The organism is Nitrospirota bacterium, from assembly GCA_016178585.1.
Taxonomy (GTDB): domain Bacteria; phylum Nitrospirota; class Nitrospiria; order JACQBW01; family JACQBW01; genus JACOTA01.
In genome coordinates, this window is record JACOTA010000037.1 from 1 (window position 1) to 21,886 (window position 21,886).

The window sequence follows — 21,886 nt, forward strand, 5'->3', positions numbered from 1 at the left end:
CGCCACAGTGGAATCTATCGTTGAAAAACTCTCACGCTGCCGCCAAACCCTGGAACAGATTCAGCCAGGCTGCACGCTCCCGCGCAGGAGAAAAACAAAAAAGTAGTTGTCCAGTTATTTAGCGGACACTACACTAGATTTGTCGGATAGCCGGGGTCGGTTACCCCACTCCCCCCTAAGAACTGTCAGGAGAGTTTTTTCTTCAACCCGCTCAAGCTTTTCAAACTCCCGTTTTGCTGACAGGAATCGATTGAAAGAGTTGATCAGACACCCCGGCAAACTCTCCGATGGTAAATGTTTCTGCTCTCCGCGAAGAATCAAGCGTGAGATTCTTAAAAACCACATCGATCAGATCAGAAGAAAATCCTTCATCTTTTAGGGAGTTTCGAATTGATTTGCGGCGATGGGCAAAAGAAGCTTTGACGAGTTTAAAGAAAAAAGGATCGTTTAGCGTTTGAATTTTGCAATTCGCCAGCGGGACAATTTTAACCACTGAAGAATCGACTTTTGGGGGAGGAGAAAAAAAGTGTTTTGTGATGTTAAAGGCCGGTTCGGCGGAGGCATAAAACTGAATAAAGACCGACAGAGTCCCATAAGCTTTGGTGCCGGGTTTCGCGACGAGTCGTTCAGCGACCTCTTTTTGAACCATCAAGGTCATGGAGGAGATCCGAACTCTTTCCTGAATGAGCCGGGTGAGAAGGGGGGAAGAAATTTGATAGGGAATGTTGGCCACGATTTTAAAGCGGGGAGGAAGAAGATCAAAGCTGACTTTTAAAATGTCTCCCTCGATGATTTCAAGGTTACGATAGGACGAGAGTTCTTTTTTTAAAAAAAATACCAATCGCGGGTCAATCTCGACCGCATAGACTTTTCTTGAGGATGAAATTAACTGACGGGTGAGAATCCCTTTCCCGGGGCCGATTTCGAGGATTTCATCCGAGGGACTGACCTCCGCGGTCTGAATAATTTTTTTTACAATATTAAGATCATTCAGAAAATGTTGTCCCAGCGATTTTTTAGGAATCATCATATCATATTCAGGGGCCCGTGCGCCCCGCTTTCAGCGGATGCTCCGATGGCCCCCGAACCCCGCGTTACGCTCGGTCTAACGACGACCATTCCCAAGTCCGTCACCGGCTAAGCCGGTTGCTTCACTGTTTTTTTTTATACCCGCGAGCCTGGCGGCCAGAAGAAGAGCTTCTTTTAAACTTGAAGAGTCAGCAACGCCTTTTCCTGCGATGTCATAAGCCGTGCCATGATCCACCGAGGTGCGGATAAAGGGGAGGCCGAGGGTCACATTGACCGACTCCTTGAAGGCGATCATTTTTAAAGGAATCAAACCCTGATCATGATACATGACCACAACCGCATCATATTCTTTATGATAAGCTTTATAAAAGAGAGCATCAGGCGAGATGGGCGGACTTACCGGAATACCTTCCGCCCTGGCTTTTTCAACCGCCGGAATAATCTGGGTCAGCTCTTCCTTTCCAAACAGACCGTTTTCGCCGCCGTGCGGGTTTAAAGAGGCAACTCCGATGACCGGATGGGAAAGCCCGAATAGATTTTTCATTTCATGAAATGCCAGCCGGATGGTCTTTAAAACTCTCTCCTTTGTGATTAAAGAAGAAACTCTGGAAATGGGCTCGTGAATGGTGACAAAAACAATACGTAAAGGCCCCCCGACCAGTAACATGCCGAAGTTTTCCGTTTTTGACAGGGAAGCAAAAAACTCAGTATGCCCGGGAAATGGATATCCGGCATTTCGCAAAGTTTCTTTATTAATTGGAGCGGTGGTAATCGCGTCAATGGTTCCGCTGAGCGCCAACTCCGCCGCTTTTTCGATGTAGCTTCCCGCAGCCTGCCCGCCGGAGCGGGTGGGTCTTCCTGGAGAAAATTCGACAGAGGCGGTCCCTGGCTCTAATAAGGTTAAATGACCGGGTTTTGAACTCAATGTGGAAAGGTCGAAAATTTTGCTGATTTTAACCGATTTTCCAAGGTTCAGCGCCGTCCGGGTAAAAATGTTTTCATTACCGATTACCAGAGGACGGCACTTTTCATAAATAGAAACGTCTTCCAAAGCTTTGAGGATGATTTCAGGGCCGATTCCGGAAGGGTCGCCCATGGTGATCGCTATGACCGGGTTTTTATTTTCCATAAACAGGTTTAAAGGTTTGTTTTTTTTGAGGATGGCGCGCGCTGGACGTTTTCGATGGCATTCCCGATCTGATGTCCGATAGAGACCAGCAACTCTTCTTCCTGGGCCGTGAGGGGGTGGTGTTTCTTAAAGAAAAGCGTAAGCCCTCCCACCACGACTCTCTTGGTCATCAGGGGCACAGAGGCGATGGTCACATATTCAAAATTGGGTGGAACCCCGAGATCTTTTATTTCCTTTTCATCAGAAGTATCTTCAATAATGAACGGCTCTTCTTTTTGCAGGAGCGCCTTCAGAATATGGCCATAGAGGGGTTTTGTTTGCTCCGGTTTTATAATCGAGGTCGGGAGACTCTTAAAAAAAGGTTCGCCTGAATTGTTTAATAAAGCAATCAGGACGCCGTCGGCTTTCATCATCCCCATCACTTTGCTGGGAGCGACCGTTAAGATTTCTTCCCGGTTTTGACATTCGTTTAAAGCGGCGCCCATCGCAAGGAGGGTATACATTTCATTGTTTCTAAGTTCGAGCTCTCTTGTTCTGGCTTCCAACTCGATCGTTCGTTCCGAAGCTTTTTGTTCCAGCCCCTGATAAAGCGTCTGCATCTTTTTTGCCATCTCATTGAATTCATTGCCCAGCTCTTCAATTTCATCCCCGGTTTTAACATTGATACGATAATCCAGATGACCGTTCCCAATCGTATGAATTCCTTTCTGAAGTTCTCGGATCGGTTTGACGATCCTTTTCGCCGCAAACCCACCTAAAAAGGTGAGTATCGCGACGCCCATAAAGCCTGCCGACAGAATCCATTTCAACAGGGTATAAATGGGAGCAAAGGTTTCTGAAGGATCCTGGCTGGTGAAGATATACCAATGTTTTCCGCCAAAATTGTCCAGCCCTGGGCGAAAGGTAATATCCAGGGGAGCAAAGCCATTTAAAGATTCCCTTCCGGGATAATGAACGTCCACATCGCTAACGGTCCATCCGGGTTCGGACCGGAATATTTTTTGTTGAAGCTCATGGGTGACTTTGTGTGTTTTAATCGGAAAAATCGGGCAAAAAAGAATGGTTCCATCAGAACTGACCAGCATCGTATGGTCTTTTTTCCCTGTTTTGATTGTCGTGACCCAATTAAAAAACCTGTCGGTATTATGAACCATATTAAGCACACCGATTAAATCCCCGTTTTTATAAATAGGGGAGGCGATGTTAAAGGTATAAGCCTTAACATCCGGATCAAAAACGATGTCGCTGATAAAATCTTGTCCCTTTCCTCCGGCAGAGGCGATTTGCCACCACTTTTCCCGATGATAATCGAGATGGGGGGGCTTCTTATTGGCCGCGACGACGATTCCGCGCAGGTCGGTGGCAAAGATAAAATAATGCATTCCGACGTCAATTTGATCCCTGCTTTCAAAAGAGCGGAGATGCTGGGACCCTTCGTTTTGAAGGATTTCTTTTACCTCGGGGTCCTGTTCATTGAGTTGTTTCCAGTGTGTTTCGTCAAAGGTTTTTTTGGGCTTTTTCTTATTGGTTTTTTCAACCAGATTCTGAATATCTTGCGAAGAGGGCAAAAAGCGGGATTCTTCAAGATGGTGCTCGATCAAAGAATCAAGTTTTTGGCTTGTAACCTCGGCGAGTTCAGCAAACCCGTTTCCGATCGTCCTCTTTAATGTGGATTTCCCAAAGTAAAAAACAAGCCAAAGCCCGAATACGATTGAGATCAGACCGACAAGGAGGATCGAAAGCGAAATTTTATTTTGCAAAGATATTTTCATTCAGTTTAATTATTTTGGGGCTGTTTTATCAGGTAAATGAACGGCGGCGCCGTCTTCATAAACCAGTCTTCCACCATAAAACCCCGCAAGACTTAAAAGCATAAGGCCGACAAGGGAGAGGATTAAATAATATTTAAATACGTTATCTGAAATTTGATTCTTTTTAAAGAATCGAAAAATGAGAAGAACGATAAAACAAACCATTGTGGCAATGGCAAAGCCCTTGTGATCATCAATATGTTCTTCACTAATTCCGCTCTTTTCAATTGTGTCTTCAATATAAATTCCGACTCCGCTCGCGAAGATTCCAAACCCAACACCCAGAATAAGCAAATAATAGGCTATTTTTTTGAAATCCGTGTTTCTTGTGAATTGATAGGCCAGATCAAAAAAAACGCTTGTAAAAAAAAGAGCGATAGGGAAGTGAACGAGCATCGGATGCAGATGGACTATCGTTGGCATAGTTGGATGACTCCTTTCAGTCAAAGTGGTTTTATTGGAGTGATTATACCAGTTTTTAAATCTTGCCGGGAAAAAATAATGATTCAGATTATAGTTGCTTTGTAGGGGCAGGCCCCTGTGCCTGCCCTAATAATAAGGAACAACCTGATTGAGAACCAAAAAATGTTTTTTTAATCAGGGCAGGCACAGGGGCCTGCCCCTACTCGGGCGCCCTTAATTCAGTTGACACTGGGTATGCCTGCTCGTTATAATTCAACCCTTTCAACAAAAGGGTCCCCAAATGGCGGCGTACCCAAGTGGTAAGGGAGCAGTCTGCAAAACTGCGATTCAGCGGTTCGATCCCGCTCGCCGCCTTCCTTATTTTATTATTATTTCAGAATTTTCTGCACGGCGCCGGTATAGGTGTTAAAGGGATCTTCAATCATGAAGGGTCTTTTTCCCTCAATCTGAATATTGGTCCAGTTTATGATATACCGAATGTCTTTTCGTTCGGAATTCGAACTTTCCTTCAATGCCAGGATTGATTTAGCCAGATCCCCTCGCGCGGACGCGCGGGTGTTACGGGGAGGAGAATGGGTCGCCAGCTCGATGGCCGAATCTAATGTTTTCCTGACGACTTTTCCCTCTTCTTCCAGCGCAAAGGAAAGGCCTCTCCCCGGGTTAAGGTTATGATATTCAAGGTCGAGGCTGACGGCCCACGGATCTTCCCACCCTTTATCTTCGGACTCCAGAAACATTTCTAAAAGCCACTTCTTGGAAATCCAATCGATTTTTCCGACGAGTGTATAAGGGTCTTTCGCAAGGGCCTCCAGGGTTTTTCCCCATTCTGTAATCACCCAGTCGGTATCGGAATCCTTCCCGGACAGGTATTTTTTAGCCGCATTCGAAAAAGAAAACTGCATTTCCACCGCGGAAATTTTTTTGCCGTTCTCCAGCGTGACAATCCACTCCTGCCCGGGGTCCCGGGAGATTTGTTTGAGATCCAAAACAGCATCCTGAAGCATTAAATCAGGCGGGCCTACCCCCTCTTCAATCAAGGAGAGCATGACCGAGGTCGTGCCAACCTTTAGCGCGGTGGCGTATTCAAGCATATTGGAATCACCCAGAAGAAGATGTATTCTCCGGTAACGGGCGGGATCGGCCAACGGCTCGTCGCGGGTATTGATAATCGCCCGGTTGAATTGAACCCATTGATAAAAATCGTTTACGATGTGATCAGCCCTTTGGGAGAGTTGGAATTCGACGGATGGAAATTTTACCTCGCCGAGCATAACCCAGCCGTCTGGAACAAAATGGGCGCCGACCCTGCCTGCGCCCGTAAAAATTTGACGGGTCACCAAAAACGGGATCATCTGTCCCAGACCTTCATAAGAAAAAGGAAAATCACGGGAAACGAGGTAATTTTCATGGGAACCAAAAGTGGCTCCCGTTCTATGGTCGATATTATTTTTAATCATCGACACATTTTCAGCAAATCCGGTTTCTTCGAGCGCCTGCTGTAAAATCCGGTCGCCGGCCCGGTCATAGGAAATTAAATCATGGAGGTGGATACATTCGGGAGAGGCGTATTCCAGGTGGCCCATATCAAGGTAGATTCTTCCTCCGTTTAAAAGAAAACCGCCGTTGCCGGGCGGTTCGTCATGCGCCCGTTGATGGAGGTCGACCAGACCGAGCTTTTTCTTTTTTAAGATGTGTTCTTTAATACGATAAGCAATCTTTTCCGGAGATTCCCGAGGGTTTTCCTGGTTGATGAGGCATCCGTATTCGGTTTCCAGGCCGATAATTCGTGAAAGCATCTATTTTATCCATTCTTTTAGAAAAGATTGGTTTTCTTTTTTAGAAAGTGACCGGTATTTGGACGTTCCGGGTTGGCTCTTATCAAGAACAGCGACTTCTAAAGTTAGTTTTGGCAATTTTTCTTTTAATAGGGAATCGATGAAGGACTTTTTCGGTAATTCTTCTTCTTTGGTTTCTGATCGAGAAGAGGGAATCAAGGAAATGGCCCAGGTTCTTAGCGCGATTTGAACGGCCTGAGTTAAAGGTAAAGAGGCGGTGGTTCCCTGTTCAACGAGAAACTTTTCCATCTGATCGGCCATTTTAGCCGTTGGAGCGAGAACGCCGTCTTTATATTTAAAGGAAAAAATGGTGGTTCCGTGAGGTATGGCAAGCTTTTCCGCGGGATGGCCGGTTAGGTCCGTTAGAGGCATCGCAGACCCAAATTGATATCCCTGTTTTTTTAAAAGGGACCAAAAATCCCCATTATTCATTGCCGCTCCTTCGATTTTTGTAGGGGCGACCCCCCGTGGTCGCCCAGGGCAGGCACGGGGACCTGCCCCTACTCACCTGTCCGTTGCCGATACCTCTCCGCCTGCTTCGGATCAACCTTCTTCATCCGTTTTAAAAGGTTTTCCCGGCTTGAATCGGTATCCGGTTTTTTAGGCCCCGCTTCCTCTTTCGGTTTTTCAAGAGGATTAATAGGTTGTTCACGTCGTTCTAATGCAGGGTGCATTTTTTCTCCTTTATGAAAAAAAATGAGCGATGTCCGACAGTCCGCTCAAACGGTTTTTAAGCGATAAGACGTCTTCCGGTTCAAAAAGAGTTTTTAAATCAAGCTCTTTTTTTAAAAATCCTTTTTTAAAGATGATTCTTTCCCATTGAACGGAATCAATTTGGCTGTGAAACCGTTCGATGCAAAGACCCCGGATCGCCGCGCGGGTATCCCGGGGAGGAAGGGTCATGGCATCTTTGATCTCATTCTCCGTCGAGAGTCTTTCCATATTGCCGGCCATTTCCATGGCAAGAAAGAGTCCTCTGTCGGGGTTCACATTATGATATTCCAGATCAATGGCAATTAAGCTGGCGTCCTTCCAATCCACTTTTTCCGCATCCATATACGTTTGTAAAAGCCATTTTTTGGCGACCCAGTCCAGACGGCTGATTAACCGTTCGGGATTGAATTCCAGGTCATTTAAAACCTCCTCCCAGGTTTTTAGGATCCATTGGGTGTCAGCATCGTTTTCATGACCGAACTGTTTTTTCGCGGCGTAGAGATAAAGGCGCTGGTGGTCGATCGGAGAAATAGTTTTTCCTTTGAACCCCCGGATGGATTTTTTGCAAGTCGTATCGAGAGAAACCTCATGAACCGCCGAAACCGGTTCCAGAATTTCGGCTTCTTTCGGCAGGGCATTTTGTTCAATCAAACGAAGCGCCAGCCAGGTGGTTCCCACTTTAAGGCCGGTTGAAATTTCTGACAGGTTGGCGTCCCCTAAAATCTGATGGAGGCGGCGGTATTGTGACCGGTCGGCATGGGGCTCATCCCGGGTATTGATGATGGGCCGCCGGCTCATCGTATCAACCGACATCTCCACCTCGATAAAATCGGCCCTTTGAGAGAGCTGGAAGTGTCCGGGTTGAAGACCGCCCGGCGTCTCAATCCCGATTTTTCCTGCCCCGGCGATAATTTGGCGGGTAACCAGAAAGGGCGTTAATCCCTGTATAATTTTTTCAAAAGGCATTGTCCTGGGGAGAAGGTAATTATCATGACACCCGTAACTGTGACCATGGAAGTCGGTGTTGTTCTTGTAAAGCTGAACGGATGAATGACCTAACAGGGCGTTTCTGCGGTTGGCGCATTCCTGCACAATCCGTTCACCGGCCTTGTCATGAATGATGAGGTCTTTTAAAGAACGGCATTCCGGAGTCGAATACTCCGGGTGGGTATGATCATTATAAAATCTCGCCCCATTGGTCAGGGCAAGGTCGCTTTTCATTTCGTGGAATGAAAAGGGCCTGTTTCGGTCTGTTTTTTCAAATGCTTTTTCTTCTTCATCCTGCGCAAGATGATCCGCCCTGAATCCCCTGGCGTCCTGCCGGGGATCTTCCATGGAATAATCCCACTCTTGACGAAACGGTTTCGTTAAATAGGCACGAACCAGTTCCATCGATTCGATCACCGGATCGCTCTCTTCTAAATCTTCACGGGTAATTCCATATTCTGTTTCAATTCCAAAAAGTTTCATATCAACCTTATTATTCCCTGGCCCTTGTTATTGCGAGGGAGCCACAAAGCTTGCCCGCAGGCGGTTCCGCAGCGAAACGATGTTTTTACTTAAGCGCGAGATTGCTTCGCTGAGTTCGCAATGACACCCGGGTTTGTCATTGCGAGGAGTATTTTTTGCGACGAAGCAATCTTTTATTAAATGATTCAGTTTTTCGGGGCGTACCTTCCTTCTTTATCCAGAAGGGATATGCCCACGACGTTTTCAGGGTCTGCATCAATGAGTTTTAGCCAATCTTCAACAATATCATTGGGCGGAAGAATTTCCCCTTCCCGATATTCCTCTTGAATGGATGAAAAAAGGTTGTCCGAGGTGATTCCTTCTTCTTCGCCTGCGATCGCCCGTTTAATGGCCTTTTCCTTCGATCTCTGGACGATGGACGCAATCAGCGCTCCGCTGATTAAATCGGATTTGTAAAGAACTTGCCTCCTTCCGCTTCGAAGATGAAGATCAAGGAACTGTTGATCCGGTCCTTTGCTGAAAATCGCCTCAACGGTGGATTCAATAAGAGAGTGTCTTGCTTTAACCGGGTCATTGCCATGGGATTGGATGAAGGACGGAGCGAGAGGAATCCGGTCGTTCAGGTAGATCTTAAAAATATCTTCTGTTCCCTGGCGGTCCGGCCGCCTGACCTTTATTTTCCGGTCGATTCGGCCGGGTCTTAAGACCGCCGGGTCAATGAGATCAGGACGGTTGGAGGCCAGAATGATGACGGTGTCATGGAGAGATTCTATTCCATCCATTTCCGCGCAAAACATCGGTACCAGCGTACTGAGGATATTATGCGACCGGTTTGAACGACGGGTTCCGAGGATTGATTCGGCCTCGTCGATAAAGATAAAGGGTAGAAAACCAGCGCCCCTTTTTTCTCGTGCCTTGGAAAAAATGTCCCTGACCATTCGTTCAGATTCTCCGAGCCACATATTGAGGATTTCAGGCCCTTTCACGTGGAGGAAAAACTCTTCCACCTTCTCCTGTCCGTCCGTTTTTAACTTTTGCACAAGGGTGTTGGCCACGGCTTTTCCTATGAGTGTTTTTCCGCAGCCCGGAGGACCGTAAAGAAGAAACCCTTTAGGAGGAGAAAAATTAAACTTTTTAAAAAGGTCGGGATATAAGAGGGGAGATTCCAGGGTCTGACGAATGGCTTCAATCGCGTCTTTCTGTCCTCCGATTTCTTCCCACGATGTTTTGGGGGCTTCTTCAAGGAAATATTCGCGTTGTTGGGTTGATGCGACCTTTTCAATGCCAACCCTGTGGTTTGGATCGACACGAACCTCCTCCCCAACTTTTAAGGTTTCTTTCGCCAGCTGAGAAGATCGGATAAGCAAAGACGATTGGGTGCCGGCATCCTGACCGGCCCGGAGCCGTCCGTCCGGAAGAAGGTCGGTAATTTTCATAAGAGGACCTCCGGGGTCATACCCGATACTCTTGATCACCGCAAAGGCATCATTCACCAGGATCCTCGCGCCAATTTGAAGCTCTTCACCTTTTAGCCGGGGGTCTATGTTTGTGTAATAATCGGAGCCCCCGACGACGATATGAGCGAACTTTTCGTCCGGAAATCCTAAAAAAGTTCCGATTCTGTTGGCCGGCGCGGTAACTTTTTCAATCACTGAATTTAGTTTTTTTAACCCAACCTGGGTTTGCTGGACGGTCAGGCTTTCTTCAAGAATTTTTTTTCGAAGCGCGTAAATCATCGGATAACGGGGGTCATCCTGAGGGGTAATCGCCAGGATTTGATCGATGATCTGAAGCGGGTCGTTGGTTCTCGATTCAGGGTCTTTTCGCGGGGAACTCATTTTAAATGAATCGCTAATGGCACATTCTCCCACAAAGCTAAATATTTTTCTTTGGCGCTTTATAAAAAATTGTATGACCTGTAACAGGGGTTTGTCAACTTGATTATGGAACCCCGAGAACAGCGATAGAAGCATCTCCTGGATTCCCGCTTTCGCGGGAATGACGAAAAAGAGCTCTCAGGACTTGGATAGAACCGTCATACCCGCGCAAGCGGGTATCCAGTCCTTTCCGACCAAACGGGTGAACATCCCACTTTGCTTAAAACTATCATGGCAGAGAGATTTTAAATCTTTTTTAATTCCTATCTCTCTAGGGTGGAACGGGAAGGGTTATCTGTCTTTCTTTTTTAAGTTTTCCTATTATTTTTTTGATTTTTTTTATTTGATGTGTTAAATTACGTCACCCTTAGGAGAAGCCAATGCCTTATCGAAAACGGATCCAAATTAAAAAAGAGCTCGAGCCGATCGCAATTGATTCGCTTACTGAAAAAATCTGGGGCGCGTTTCTCAAAAAAAAGGCTTCTCTTTTGATTTTATCCGGTGGACTTGTTTTGTTTGCCATTGCGTTTTATACCTATACCTATATTTCCGCCCAAACCGAAAAAAAAGCAGAAGACATGGAGTTTGCCGCTTTTTCTGAATATTCAAAGAAAAACCGGATGACCGGCCCGGAACAGGAAAAGCAGACTAAGTCCGCCATTGATCTCTATCAAAAAATTCTATCGATCTATCCTAAAACAAAAAGCGCCGCCATTGCGGCCTTTTATGTGGGGAATTCCTATGTCGACCTCAAAGATTATGACAGGGGAATCGAGTTTTATAATAAGGCGTTGACTTTTCCGCTGGATGAGATGATGCGGGGGGTGGTCAATTTGCGTTTGGGTTACGCGTATTTGAATAAAAATGACAAAGAGCAGGCGCTGAAAATATTTGGTTTAGTCGAGAAAACCAAGCTGGCTAGAGACCAGGATGCGGCTTCCTATGAAATCGGCCAGATTTATGAAAGTCAAGGAAAGAAAAACGAAGCTCTGGCGCAATATGAGTCCCTGGTGAAAGCCTACCCGTCCTCTCCAATTGCCGCAGAAGCTTCTGCAAGAATTACGGCCCTTAAAGGCCCTCCAGCGGCACAAAACAACAATCCTTCTTCTTCTTTGAGTGTCGCCGCCGCGTCGACAACCGGGGTATCCGCGTCAAAAAAATAAAAAGACCCGCAGCCTGGGAAACGGAGTAAGGGCAGCTTAGCCGTCGATTGAGGTGTTTTTTAGAGGGAGCCTGATCAGCGTCCCTAATTTCAAGACGTGAATGTTATTGAATGTCAAAATGGAGGCAATTTTGATGTCATGCTTTTTTGAAAGGCTAAAAAGGGTATCTCCTTTTTTAACTTTGTAAAGGGTGTATCTTTTAGGGGTTTTACAGCCGGGGCATCCCTGGTAAGAGGCTCCCATTTTCAAATTCGCTTTAGCGGATGGCGAGATGGATTCGCCTGTTTGATCTGCTTTTCCCAACGGAATGATTAAAATTTGTCCTCTTCGGATTTTTTTCGTCGGTTCAATCCGATTTGTTTCCGCAAGGGCTTGAATCGGGATGCCGTAGCGTTTTGACAGGCTGAGTAAAGTTTCACCTCTTCTCACGCGGTGTTTTTGCTTCAACACCTTGGTATATTCAGGAATTTTCCTAAAGTTTTCTTCAAAAAGAGTTTTTGTCCCCTCGGGAATTCGAAGCGGATAATTGGGATAAAGGGGCGGAGTCATTCCTTTTTTCAGTTCCGGGTTGAGTTCCTTAATGACCTCGTATGAGGAATGGACAACCCGCGCAACGACTCTTAAATCCGTGGACCGGTCAATTAAGACCGTGTCAAATTTCATGGGCTCGTAATAAGCCATGGAAAAGCCATATTTTTCCGGATTTTTCGCGATAATGGTTGCCGCCATAAATTGGGGAACATAATTTTTGGTTTCAGGTCTTAAATAACGGGTTGAGGAAAGGTCCCAAAAATCTTCGGCTTTGGTTCGTGCCATGGCGCGAAGGACTCTCCCTTCACCCGCATTGTATGAGGCTAACGCGAGGGGCCAGGAGCCAAACATCGAATAAAGGTCTTTTAAGTACTTGGCGGCCGCAAAAGTTGATTTAATCGGGTCTCGCCTTTCATCCACCCACCTGTTTGTCTTTAATCCGTATTTTTTACCTGTTGCTTTCATAAACTGCCAGGGTCCTGCGGCCTTTGAACGGGAAAAGGCGTAAGGATTAAACCCGCTTTCAATTAAAGCTAAAAAAACAAGATCTTCAGGCAGATCAAAACTTTTAAAAACTTCCTTCATGACCGGCAGATAACGGCCAGAACGGGACAACCATAATTCAAAATGGGGTCGATTGCGTTTCTGGTAGTAATTAATGTACTCTTCTACCGTTTCGTTTCTCACGATAGGCATGTCATAAACGGGTTCGTCCGAATCTTTATCTTCAGAATCGTCTTCAAGATCACTCTCCTCCAACGGAGGAAGTTCCTGGCTGATTTGAGGCGCGGAATCTTCATTGGATGAAATTTGCGGGGGAGGAGCGGGTGCGATATTGTTTTTCAGGTCATCGCGGACTTGAGGATTAACCTCAGGACCTGCTTTGGAATCGACGGATGAAGGGGTGGATTGATCTGAACCCGGGGAGGGGGTGGATTGTTCAGGTGCGCTGCCCGTTGAATTTGAAGAAACACTGGCCGATGAACCGGTGGTCGTGTTTTTTCCGGAAGTGCCGGATAGCGGTGTGGAAATTAATGTGGTTTTTTGAACCGCACAGCCCCAGAATAAGCCGTTGATCAAGATCAAAAGGGTGCAGAATTGTTTCGTTCTTTTTATCATTATCATCCCTAAATGGTTTAGACACAGATTTTCGCTAGAATACTTGATTAAACAAATAAATGCAAGAGAGGATGCGGACAAACCGCCGCGCTTCCCTTGCTAAGGGTACTTCTAATTTTAAGTTTATCTCTTTATTTCTAACTGTCAAGTTAGGTTTCAATTTGGTAAACTGAAAAAATTCAACTATTTTTGATGAAAGGGCAGTCCATGCAAAGGCTTTTCTTTTTTATTCTATTTTTAGTCATGGTTGAACAAACTTCTCAGTTTTGTTTAGCGGCGGACTTGCCCGCAAAAGAAGGGAAGCGCCTTTCTTTAAAAGCGGCCGTTGACCTTGCGATGGGCCGGAATCCAAATGTAAAATCCTCGTCTAAAATTTATGAGTCGGCTAATGCTAAAGTGGGTGAGACCCGGTCGAACTTCTTTCCACAGCTGGAGTTGGACTTCACCTACACGCGCGCGACCTCCAATTTTGCGCCTCAACCGGGACTTGGCATTGGAGGAGGTCCCGGGGCCGGCGCTTCAAGCGACAATTCTTTTAATAACTACACTGCCAGTTTAAACTTAAGACAGCTTCTTTATGATTTTGGAAAACTTTCCTCGCAGGTTGAGTCGGTCGAAAAGCTTGCCCAATCGGCGAGTGTGGATCGAAAAACAACGACGGACAACCTGATATTAAATGTCAAACAATCCTATTATGGACTGCTTCAAAGCCAGCGGATTGTTGAAGTCAATGAGGAGACGGTTCGCCAGATGGAAAAACATCTGGAGCAGGCTGAAGGGTTTTACAAAGTGGGAAGCAAAGCCAAATTTGATGTTACGAAGGCCAGAGTGGACCTGACCAACGCGAAATTAAACTTAATCAAGGCAAAAAACAGCGTTAAAATCGCGCGGGTGACCCTGAATAACGCAATGGGGATGCCGGTTGATTTTCCGGTTGAACCGGAAGACTCCCTGGTTTTTAAAAAGGAGGAGATGGCATTTGAAGCGGCTCAGAAACTGGCCCTGGAGCATCGGCCGGAGCTCCTTTCGATCCGTTTAAAAAAAGAGTCGAGCTCTTATGCGCTTCAATCGTCCCGGCGGCAATATTTTCCTTCATTAACCGCGAATGGCGGGACCATTTACCGGAATCAGGAATTTCCCCTGATCTACAACTGGAACGTCGGCGCGACGCTGGCTTTTCCTTTTTTCAACGGTTTTCAGACCAAAAAACAGGTGGACGGAGCTCAGGCCAATCTGGAAGCGGTAACGGCTCAGGAAGAGATTCAGGTTCAAAATATCCTTCTTGAGGTTGAGCAGGCATTTTTAAATTTAACGGCCGCGGAGGAACAAATTGAAACAAGCGGCTTAATTGTGAAGCAGGCGGAAGAAAACCTTGATCTTGCGGAAGGGCGGTATCGGGCAGGGGTTGGGACGGCGATAGAAACCACCGACGCCGAGGTTTCGTTGACCAATGCGAAAACCAACGCCATTCAAACCTTATATAGCTACAATCTTGCGCAGGCTCAACTGGAAAAAGCCATTGGAATGGGGAGTCAGGAATGAAAAAAACAGGAGTTGGCCTCGTGATTCTTGGCATCCTGGCCGTTATCGGCTTTGGATTTTTCAGAAACAAAGAAACCGTGGCGCACTATAAGATAGAGAAAATTTCCCGCGGAGATATCGTATCGACGGTGACCGCGACCGGGACGAGCAACGCCGTCTCGACCATCCTTATTGGAACCCAGGTTTCAGGGACGATTAAACAAATTTATGTTGACTTCAATTCTCCCGTAAAGAAGAATCAATTGATCGCGCAAATTGATCCCGCGGTCTTCGAGGCGCAGGTAGAACAGGCGAGAGCCAACTTGCTTTCTGCCAGAGCCAACCTTGAAAAAGCGGAAGCGGCGATGATTGATTCCAGGAGGGTTCTGAAGAGGAACCAGGAACTCTTCTCAAAAAATCTCATAGCAAAAAGCGAACTCGAGACCTCCGAGACCAATGACAGCTTGGCACAGGCTCAGATCGGCGTAGCCAGGGCCCAGATTGCCCAGACCGGGGCGGCTTTAAGGCTGGCTGAGACGAATTTAAAATATACCCGGATCATATCTCCCGTCGATGGAATCGTGGTTTCAAGAAATGTCGACATGGGCCAGACGGTTGCGGCAAGTTTCCAAACGCCGACCCTCTTTAATATTGCCCAGGACTTAACCAAAATGCAGATCGACTGCAATATTTCGGAAGCCGACATCGGAAAGATCAAGGTATCCCAGCCGGTTGAATTTACGGTAGACGCTTATCCGGATGTGATTTTCAAGGGAAGCGTTTACGAAGTCAGAAACGCCCCAATCATTATTCAAAATGTCGTGACCTATGACGTCGTCGTAAAGGTGGATAATCCCGATCTTAAGCTTAAACCCGGCATGACCGCCAATGTTTCAATGATCATCTCCAATAAAAAAGGTGTTTTAAGAATTCCTAATGCCGCGTTGCGATTTGTCCCCTCGGATGGAAAAAAAGTTTTTGCTCGTGACAATTCAAGCAATGTGTGGATCCTGGATAATCAAAAACCAAAGCGAGTTCCGGTGAGTCCCGGAATGAGTGATGGAAATTTCACTGAGTTGATTTCCGGAGAGTTGAAAGAAGGGCAGGAAGTGATTGTTGAGAACCTGACAAAAACCAGGGCGAGGTCTTCTTCCGGTCCCAGGATGTTCTAAAATGGCGCTCATTGAAACACGAAACGTCGTGAAGGTCTACACGCTTGGTGAAACGAATGTTCGGGCCCTTGATCACATTTCTCTGCAAATTGACCCGGGAGAATTTATCTCCGTCATGGGTCCTTCGGGTTCAGGAAAATCGACCTTTATGAACGTGATAGGCTGCCTGGATAGGCCGGACAGCGGCCAGTACCTTCTGGAAGGGGTTGACGTGGGCCGGTTGAACAGGGATGAGCTGGCCGTCATCCGAAATAAAAAGATTGGATTTGTTTTTCAGGGGTTTAATCTTCTTTCCCGAACCTCTGCCCTTGAGAATGTCGAGTTGCCAATGCTTTATAACGGTTTTCCATCCAAAGAAAGACGGGAGCGGGCGATGAATGCCCTTGGCCGGGTAGGTCTTACGGGCCGTGAAAAACATACGCCAAACCAGCTGTCGGGCGGACAGCAGCAAAGAGTGGCCATTGCCAGGGCGCTTGTGAATGATGCCCCCATCATTCTGGCCGATGAACCGACAGGAAACCTGGATACCAGGACCAGTCAGGAGATTATGGAGGTGCTCGTCAAACTCAACACGACCTCGAAGATCACCATTGTGCTGGTCACCCATGAACCGGACATTGCCAAATACAGCCGGCGCGTGATTAAATTTCTTGACGGTCATATCGTCAGCGATCAGCCGGTAAAACCGTCATGATCAATATCCCTTCAACGATCAAAATTTCCCTCAAAGCGTTAAGGGGAAACAAAATGCGCTCAGCCCTGACGATGCTCGGAATCATTATTGGCGTAGGGGCCGTGATCACGATGCTTGCGGTAGGCACCGGGGCTCGCCAACAGATTGAAGAGCAAATTTCGAGCATGGGGAGCAATTTACTGATGGTCCTTCCGGGGGCGTCGACATCGGGCGGGGTGAGAATGGGTTCGGGGACCCAGTTAACCCTTACCTTAAGCGACTCGGAAGCCATAAAAAAAGAATGTTCGGCTGTTTTCACCGCTGCCCCTATTTTAAACGGGGTTGCTCAAATTATCTCTGGCAACCAAAACTGGTCAACCAGTGTCGTTGGGACGACCCCAAGCCTGTTAGACGTGAGAGACTGGCCAATTTCGGCCGGGAGGTCTTTTACGGACGATGAGGTAAGAAATGCGTCCAAAGTCGCCTTAATGGGTCAGACGGTGGCCGCCAACCTTTTTAAAAATGTCAGCCCGGTGGGTCAAATTGTCAGAATTAAGAATATTCCCTTTACCGTGATCGGGTTACTCGATGAAAAAGGACAGTCCGCGATGGGCCAGGACCAGGATGATACGATTTTTGTCCCCGTAACCACGGCACAGAAAAAGCTTTTTGGAACCTCATTTCCTGGAATGGTCAGGATTATTATGGTCGAGGCGAGGAGTTCGGAGGATCTTCCGGTGGCCGAAAAACAGATCGCCGAACTCCTTCGGCAGAAACATCACCTTGGCCAGAAACAGGATGATGATTTTACCGTTAGAAATTTAACCCAGATGATGCAGGCGGCTGAACAATCTACCGCCGTCATGACCTTATTACTCGGAGCGGTTGCTTCGATATCCTTACTGGTGGGTGGAATTGGGATTATGAACATCATGCTCGTTTCTGTCACCGAGCGGACACGGGAAATCGGGATCCGGATGGCCGTGGGAGCTCAAACATGGGATATCCGGTTACAGTTTCTGATCGAGGCGCTGACCTTATCCCTAATCGGCGGAATTGTGGGGATTATCATTGGAATCACGGGTTCAAAGGTTCTTGCGATGATTGCTGGCTGGCCGACCGTCGTTTCATCGTTGGCCATTCTAATTGCTTTTAGTTTTTCCGGCCTGGTGGGTATCTTTTTTGGATATTACCCTGCGTATAAGGCGTCCCTTCTCTCACCCATCGAAGCCCTCAGGCATGAATGATATAAGACTGCTGAAAAAGTCTATAGGCTTCGTTCTCGCTCCTCGTTCTCCTCGACGTATCATACATACGCCTGCGTCGACTCTTCGCTGCGGCCTTGCCTATAGAGCTTTTTGAGCAGTCTTAAAATATATAAGAGGGAGATTTCCTTACTTAATTTAAACCAATGATTAGAATATTCGGTCAAAGTTCCATGAGTTTTTACCGTACTTTTGCTTTGTCAGGTCGTTGCACAGGGCCGTCTCTCGTTGCGTCGGTTCCTCCCGCTTGAATTGAATTCCCCACGCCTCTTCCATTCCTGAAATTAACTCTGCTTCTAAGACCGGTAAAGGAATTTCTTTTTGTAAAAAATCAAAAATCCCGACAAATTCATGAAGATCTTCCGGCAGAAGCTGGAAATAGTCTTTAAAATCTTCAAACCGGTGATTAAGCAAAATCGATCCCTGCTGTAAGAAGCCATTTTTAAAACGTTTTTGAGCGCTTCCAACAACCTTTTTTTTTTCGATCATGGTTTCAAACCAGGAGGGAGTCGAAAAACAGAGAGGATTTGATCTGTTTTTTTTTATTTCCGCGAGAGACCTGTTTTCGGACGGAGAAGCGTAGAGGTGGACGGGGAGGCCTAATCTTTGAAACCCTTTGAGGAAACCCAGGCTGATTTTATGGTAGGTTCCTTTTATTGAATTTGGGAAAAAGGGTTCTGATGTTTCCGGATGAGATTGACCTATGCTTTTCGGGGATAAAAAAGTGAGGGAAACCGGGGCGGAAAGACTATAGGTCAATTCTTCCGAATGAAAAATTCCCCTTCCGCCGGTTATTCGGCGAACCCAGGGGATCTTTTTTGTTTTTAATTGGTCAAGGTAAAGATCGGTTTTCGGATTTTGGAAATAACCGATGGAAACGGACGGGTATTCCCAGGTGTAAAACCTGAGCGTGGGCGGAGAGTTTCCGGCAGACACTTCCTTAAAAATGGCTTCATCCAGGGCCATATTTTCGAAGGGATTTTGAGGTTTTGACGAAATCACGCGAAAATAATTCATCATAAAATCAGGAAACAGAGGAATAAATTGTCTTGACTCCAAATCTGAACTTTGGCATCATTATTCACTTCAGGAACACCATTATATGAGGTTTGAAAGAGGTCCGCAATAGATCATCTTACTGTTTTACTGTTCATCAAAAAAAAGGAGTTTTCAAATGTTAAAAAAATATCTTCTGGCTCCAGGGCCAACACCTGTTCCACCGGAAGTCTTGCTTGCCATGTCCCGTCCGATTCTTCACCACCGGGCGCCTGAATTTGCCGAACTCCTGGGGCAAGTGAAAGAAGATTTAAAGTGGCTTTTTCAAACTCAAAATGATGTTTTAACGTTGGTTTCTACCGGAACCGGGGGAATGGAAGGTTCTGTGACCAATTTCCTCTCTCCTGGAGATAAGGCTTTATTCGTCAATGGCGGTAAATTTGGAGAGCGGTGGGGTAAGATTTGTGCCAGCTACGGGGTAAAAACCGAGGAAATCAAGGTGGAATGGGGATATTCGGTTGATCCACAGCTTATCAAACAGGCGCTTCAAAAAGACCCGTCCATTAAGGCCGTTTACATTCAGGCCAGTGAAACCTCTACAGGGGTTGCTCATCCCACCAAAGAAGTCGCTTCAATTGTGAAAAATCATGAAAATACGATTTTAGTCGTCGATGCCATTACAGCGTTGGGTGTTTTTGATCTGAAAGCAGACGAATGGGGATTGGATGTCGTCGTAACCGGATCGCAGAAAGCCTTAATGCTTCCGCCGGGACTCGCCTTTGTGAGCGTGAGCGAAAAAGCCTGGAAGATGGCCGACAAGGCAAAAAACAACAAGTTTTATTTTAATTTTAAAAAAGAGAGAGAAAGTCTTTCCAAGAATCAATCGGCCTGGACGGCGGCCACTTCCTTAATGGTGGGCTTAAGCGAAGTCCTTAAAATGCAAAAAGCCGAGGGCCTGGAAAATATTTTCGCACGACATCACCGCCTGGCGGAAGCGACGCGCCAGGGGATGATGGCGGCCGGAATGAAACTTTTCGCGAAAGGCTCTCCTTCTGATGCCTTAACGGCTGTGGAGGCCCCTCCCGGTTTTGACGGGCAGGCAATTTATAAAAACCTTCGTGTGACTTACGGCATCACAGCGGCAGGCGGGCAGGACCAACTTAAAGGAAAAGTCTTTAGAATCGCTCATATGGGATATGCGGATACCTTTGATACCATTACGGCGATTGCGGCGGTTGAAATGGTCTTAAAGGGAATGGGGGCTCCCGTGAACCTGGGCGCGGGTGTGGCTAAAGCTCAGGAATTACTATTAAAAAAATTAAACTAACGAGTTGAGGTAAATCGAAGTGAAAGTATTAGTGAGCGACAAACTCTCCGAACAGGGAATAGAGATTTTAAAGAGATCAGGGTTGGAAGTGGACGTCAAGACCAAGCTGACGCCGGAAGAGCTGATTAAAGAGATTAAAAACTACGACGGGCTGGTTGTGAGAAGCGCGACAAAAGTGACCGCCGCCGTTATTGACGCGGCCGACCGGTTAAAAGTGATCGGGAGAGCAGGCTCCGGGCTTGATAATGTTGATATTAACGCCGCTTCGAAAAAAGGCATTGTGGTCATGAATACCCCCGGGGGCAATACCATTACCACCGCCGAGCATGCGATTGCGATGATGTGCTCCATGTCCCGTTTAGTTCCCCAGGCGACGGCTTCAATGAAGGCAGGCCAATGGGAAAAGAATAAGTTTAACGGGGTTGAAATGTATAATAAAACCCTGGGAATTGTGGGAACCGGCCAGATTGGAAGTTATGTGGCTAAAGTGGCCTTGGGAATGGGAATGCATGTTTTGGGATATGACCCTTATTTGTCCGAAGAAAATGCCAAAAAAATGGGTATCCAGCTGGCTAATCTCGACACTTTATTTAGAAAATCCGATTTTATTACCCTTCATACCCCTCTCACAGCGGAGACCAAGAATTTAATTAATAAAGAAACAATTGCGACCATGAAAAAAGGGGTTAGAATCATTAATTGCGCCCGAGGGGGCATCATCAACGAAACCGATTTATATGAAGGGTTAAAGTCAGGTCAGGTTGCCGGTGCGGCTCTGGACGTGTTTGAAAAAGAGCCGGTTGATCCAAAACATCCTCTTTTGACCCACGAGAATTTTATCGCGACGCCTCACCTGGGCGCTTCGACGACCGAAGCGCAGGAAAACGTTGCTTTTGCGGTAGCCGAACAGATCGTCGATTATCTGGTACGAGGCGTCATTCGGAATGCGGTCAATCTTCCTTCTGTTTCTCCGGATCTTCTCCCGGAAGTACAGCTTTATTTGTCCCTTGCGGAAAAGCTCGGCGCTTTACAGTCCCAGCTTTATGAAGGGGGCCTCCAAAAGGTGGAAATCGAGTATCGAGGCAGGGTAGCTGAGCTTTCTACTGCCCAGATTACTATTGCGGTCTTAAAGGGTCTTTTGAGCCCGATTTTAGAAAACAGCGTGAATTATGTAAATGCTCCTATCATTGCCAAAGAACGGGGTATTTCGGTCCATGAATCCAAAACCAGCGATTCAGGTGATTTTTCAAGCATGATTGTCGTTCGTGCCCATACTTCACAAACCAGCGGTTATGTTGCGGGCGCTCTTTACAGCCAAAAGGATCCGAGAATCGTAGAGATTGACGGATTCACGCTTGAGGTGGTTCCTGAAGGGTGTATGCTTTTAATTTCGAACAATGATAAGCCGGGCGTGATTGGAAACCTGGGGACGTTATTAGGAGATCATCATATCAACATTGCCAGAATGCAGTTGAGCCGTGAGAAGATTAACGGAAAAGCGATTGCGGTGATCAGTGTGGATACCCCTGTCCCCGCGCCGGTCCTGGCTCAAATGAAGAAATTACCGAACATTCTTTCGGTCAAACAGATCGTCCTGTAAGTTTTATCGAAATTCAGGTATGATGGCGGTTGGTTTTACTGGCCGCCATTTTTGTTTCATTTTAAAATCGTGCATTGTCGATTTTTAAATTTTTTTGTAACTACTCAGGAGTGTCAGGGAGGAAAAAGCATTTCAGGCAAGTACGGTTGACCTGTCAGGGACTGGGAAATGGATTGCAAGAGGTTCCAGCCGTTTTTACGAGCTGTGGATAGGTAGCTTCTGATGCGGGCA

General features: G+C 46.6%; 18 protein-coding genes and 1 tRNA gene. 8 read left to right on the forward strand and 11 right to left on the reverse strand.

The window, feature by feature from the left end:
* Positions 1-220 precede the first annotated feature (220 nt).
* From rsmA to HYR79_06530, 4 genes are all read right to left on the reverse strand, one after another.
* Positions 221-1,030: a ribosomal RNA small subunit methyltransferase A gene (gene rsmA / locus HYR79_06515; GenBank protein ID MBI1821346.1), complete on the reverse strand. Its 810-nt coding sequence runs from the start codon at positions 1,028-1,030 to the stop codon at positions 221-223.
* Positions 1,031-1,105: 75 nt separating this feature from the next.
* Entirely contained in the window at positions 1,106-2,158 is a 1,053-nt protein-coding gene (gene pdxA, locus HYR79_06520; GenBank protein MBI1821347.1) for a 4-hydroxythreonine-4-phosphate dehydrogenase PdxA, read from the reverse strand.
* An 8-nt stretch (positions 2,159-2,166) separates the two neighbouring features.
* On the reverse strand, positions 2,167-3,930 hold the full coding sequence (locus HYR79_06525) for a GAF domain-containing protein (protein ID MBI1821348.1): 1,764 nt from the start codon (positions 3,928-3,930) through the stop codon (positions 2,167-2,169).
* 9 nt (positions 3,931-3,939) lie between these two features.
* Positions 3,940-4,392, reverse strand: a complete 453-nt coding sequence (locus HYR79_06530) for a DUF2231 domain-containing protein (protein MBI1821349.1) — start codon at positions 4,390-4,392, stop codon at positions 3,940-3,942.
* Positions 4,393-4,674: 282 nt separating this feature from the next.
* On the opposite strand from HYR79_06530, the gene HYR79_06535 reads away from it, so the two are divergent.
* A tRNA-Cys gene (locus tag HYR79_06535) sits at positions 4,675-4,746 on the forward strand.
* A gap of 14 nt (positions 4,747-4,760) precedes the next feature.
* On the opposite strand, the gene HYR79_06540 is transcribed toward HYR79_06535, so the two are convergent.
* The 5 genes from HYR79_06540 to HYR79_06560 form a co-directional block, all read right to left on the reverse strand.
* On the reverse strand, positions 4,761-6,188 hold the full coding sequence (locus HYR79_06540; GenBank protein MBI1821350.1) for a proteasome accessory factor PafA2 family protein: 1,428 nt from the start codon (positions 6,186-6,188) through the stop codon (positions 4,761-4,763).
* Positions 6,189-6,659 carry a hypothetical protein gene (locus HYR79_06545; GenBank protein ID MBI1821351.1) on the reverse strand — a complete coding sequence of 157 codons (471 nt, stop codon included), beginning with the start codon at positions 6,657-6,659 and terminating at the stop codon, positions 6,189-6,191.
* Positions 6,660-6,727: 68 nt separating this feature from the next.
* On the reverse strand, positions 6,728-6,901 hold the full coding sequence (locus tag HYR79_06550; GenBank protein MBI1821352.1) for a ubiquitin-like protein UBact: 174 nt from the start codon (positions 6,899-6,901) through the stop codon (positions 6,728-6,730).
* A gap of 10 nt (positions 6,902-6,911) precedes the next feature.
* Complete coding sequence (locus HYR79_06555) at positions 6,912-8,411, reverse strand: proteasome accessory factor PafA2 family protein (protein ID MBI1821353.1); 1,500 nt, start codon at positions 8,409-8,411, stop codon at positions 6,912-6,914.
* Positions 8,412-8,596: 185 nt separating this feature from the next.
* Positions 8,597-10,249 (reverse strand): AAA family ATPase, encoded by a 1,653-nt coding sequence (locus HYR79_06560; protein MBI1821354.1) that lies wholly within the window; start codon positions 10,247-10,249, stop codon positions 8,597-8,599.
* A gap of 419 nt (positions 10,250-10,668) precedes the next feature.
* Between HYR79_06560 and HYR79_06565 the strand changes: the two genes are divergently transcribed.
* Positions 10,669-11,451, forward strand: coding sequence for a tetratricopeptide repeat protein (locus HYR79_06565; protein ID MBI1821355.1), 783 nt, complete (start codon positions 10,669-10,671; stop codon positions 11,449-11,451).
* A 36-nt stretch (positions 11,452-11,487) separates the two neighbouring features.
* Here the strand turns inward: HYR79_06565 and HYR79_06570 are convergent, their stop codons facing one another.
* Complete coding sequence (locus tag HYR79_06570; GenBank protein ID MBI1821356.1) at positions 11,488-13,101, reverse strand: transglycosylase SLT domain-containing protein; 1,614 nt, start codon at positions 13,099-13,101, stop codon at positions 11,488-11,490.
* Positions 13,102-13,308: 207 nt separating this feature from the next.
* Here HYR79_06570 and HYR79_06575 point away from each other — a divergent pair, with 207 nt between their 5' ends.
* The 4 genes from HYR79_06575 to HYR79_06590 are packed head-to-tail and all read left to right on the forward strand — an operon-like array spanning position 13,309 to position 17,714.
* Complete coding sequence (locus HYR79_06575; protein ID MBI1821357.1) at positions 13,309-14,643, forward strand: TolC family protein; 1,335 nt, start codon at positions 13,309-13,311, stop codon at positions 14,641-14,643.
* On the forward strand, positions 14,640-15,794 hold the full coding sequence (locus HYR79_06580) for an efflux RND transporter periplasmic adaptor subunit (protein ID MBI1821358.1): 1,155 nt from the start codon (positions 14,640-14,642) through the stop codon (positions 15,792-15,794). Before HYR79_06575 ends, HYR79_06580 begins: the two co-directional genes overlap by 4 nt.
* 1 nt (position 15,795) lies before the next feature.
* Positions 15,796-16,488 carry an ABC transporter ATP-binding protein gene (locus HYR79_06585; GenBank protein MBI1821359.1) on the forward strand — a complete coding sequence of 231 codons (693 nt, stop codon included), beginning with the start codon at positions 15,796-15,798 and terminating at the stop codon, positions 16,486-16,488.
* Positions 16,485-17,714 carry an ABC transporter permease gene (locus HYR79_06590; GenBank protein MBI1821360.1) on the forward strand — a complete coding sequence of 410 codons (1,230 nt, stop codon included), beginning with the start codon at positions 16,485-16,487 and terminating at the stop codon, positions 17,712-17,714. Before HYR79_06585 ends, HYR79_06590 begins: the two co-directional genes overlap by 4 nt.
* A 168-nt stretch (positions 17,715-17,882) precedes the next feature.
* Here HYR79_06590 and HYR79_06595 read toward each other — a convergent pair whose 3' ends face one another.
* Positions 17,883-18,752, reverse strand: a complete 870-nt coding sequence (locus HYR79_06595) for a lipoate--protein ligase family protein (GenBank protein ID MBI1821361.1) — start codon at positions 18,750-18,752, stop codon at positions 17,883-17,885.
* 154 nt (positions 18,753-18,906) lie between these two features.
* On the opposite strand from HYR79_06595, the gene HYR79_06600 reads away from it, so the two are divergent.
* The gene (locus HYR79_06600; protein MBI1821362.1) at positions 18,907-20,055 is read left to right on the forward strand and encodes an alanine--glyoxylate aminotransferase family protein; all 1,149 of its coding nucleotides are present in this window, start codon (positions 18,907-18,909) and stop codon (positions 20,053-20,055) included.
* 19 nt (positions 20,056-20,074) lie between these two features.
* Positions 20,075-21,655 carry a phosphoglycerate dehydrogenase gene (locus HYR79_06605; protein MBI1821363.1) on the forward strand — a complete coding sequence of 527 codons (1,581 nt, stop codon included), beginning with the start codon at positions 20,075-20,077 and terminating at the stop codon, positions 21,653-21,655.
* The last annotated feature ends 231 nt before the right edge of the window (positions 21,656-21,886 follow it).

What these genes read in the sequence shown, in the direction of transcription:
- rsmA (MBI1821346.1), bottom strand. Translation starts at nt 1,030, where the DNA reads ATGATGATTCCTAAAAAATCGCTGGGACAACATTTTCTGAATGATCTT.
- pdxA (MBI1821347.1), bottom strand. Translation starts at nt 2,158, where the DNA reads ATGGAAAATAAAAACCCGGTCATAGCGATCACCATGGGCGACCCTTCC.
- HYR79_06525 (MBI1821348.1), bottom strand. Translation starts at nt 3,930, where the DNA reads ATGAAAATATCTTTGCAAAATAAAATTTCGCTTTCGATCCTCCTTGTC.
- HYR79_06530 (MBI1821349.1), bottom strand. Translation starts at nt 4,392, where the DNA reads ATGCCAACGATAGTCCATCTGCATCCGATGCTCGTTCACTTCCCTATC.
- HYR79_06540 (MBI1821350.1), bottom strand. Translation starts at nt 6,188, where the DNA reads ATGCTTTCACGAATTATCGGCCTGGAAACCGAATACGGATGCCTCATC.
- HYR79_06545 (MBI1821351.1), bottom strand. Translation starts at nt 6,659, where the DNA reads ATGAATAATGGGGATTTTTGGTCCCTTTTAAAAAAACAGGGATATCAA.
- HYR79_06550 (MBI1821352.1), bottom strand. Translation starts at nt 6,901, where the DNA reads ATGCACCCTGCATTAGAACGACGTGAACAACCTATTAATCCTCTTGAA.
- HYR79_06555 (MBI1821353.1), bottom strand. Translation starts at nt 8,411, where the DNA reads ATGAAACTTTTTGGAATTGAAACAGAATATGGAATTACCCGTGAAGAT.
- HYR79_06560 (MBI1821354.1), bottom strand. Translation starts at nt 10,249, where the DNA reads ATGAGTTCCCCGCGAAAAGACCCTGAATCGAGAACCAACGACCCGCTT.
- HYR79_06565 (MBI1821355.1), top strand. Translation starts at nt 10,669, where the DNA reads ATGCCTTATCGAAAACGGATCCAAATTAAAAAAGAGCTCGAGCCGATC.
- HYR79_06570 (MBI1821356.1), bottom strand. Translation starts at nt 13,101, where the DNA reads ATGATAAAAAGAACGAAACAATTCTGCACCCTTTTGATCTTGATCAAC.
- HYR79_06575 (MBI1821357.1), top strand. Translation starts at nt 13,309, where the DNA reads ATGCAAAGGCTTTTCTTTTTTATTCTATTTTTAGTCATGGTTGAACAA.
- HYR79_06580 (MBI1821358.1), top strand. Translation starts at nt 14,640, where the DNA reads ATGAAAAAAACAGGAGTTGGCCTCGTGATTCTTGGCATCCTGGCCGTT.
- HYR79_06585 (MBI1821359.1), top strand. Translation starts at nt 15,796, where the DNA reads ATGGCGCTCATTGAAACACGAAACGTCGTGAAGGTCTACACGCTTGGT.
- HYR79_06590 (MBI1821360.1), top strand. Translation starts at nt 16,485, where the DNA reads ATGATCAATATCCCTTCAACGATCAAAATTTCCCTCAAAGCGTTAAGG.
- HYR79_06595 (MBI1821361.1), bottom strand. Translation starts at nt 18,752, where the DNA reads ATGATGAATTATTTTCGCGTGATTTCGTCAAAACCTCAAAATCCCTTC.
- HYR79_06600 (MBI1821362.1), top strand. Translation starts at nt 18,907, where the DNA reads ATGTTAAAAAAATATCTTCTGGCTCCAGGGCCAACACCTGTTCCACCG.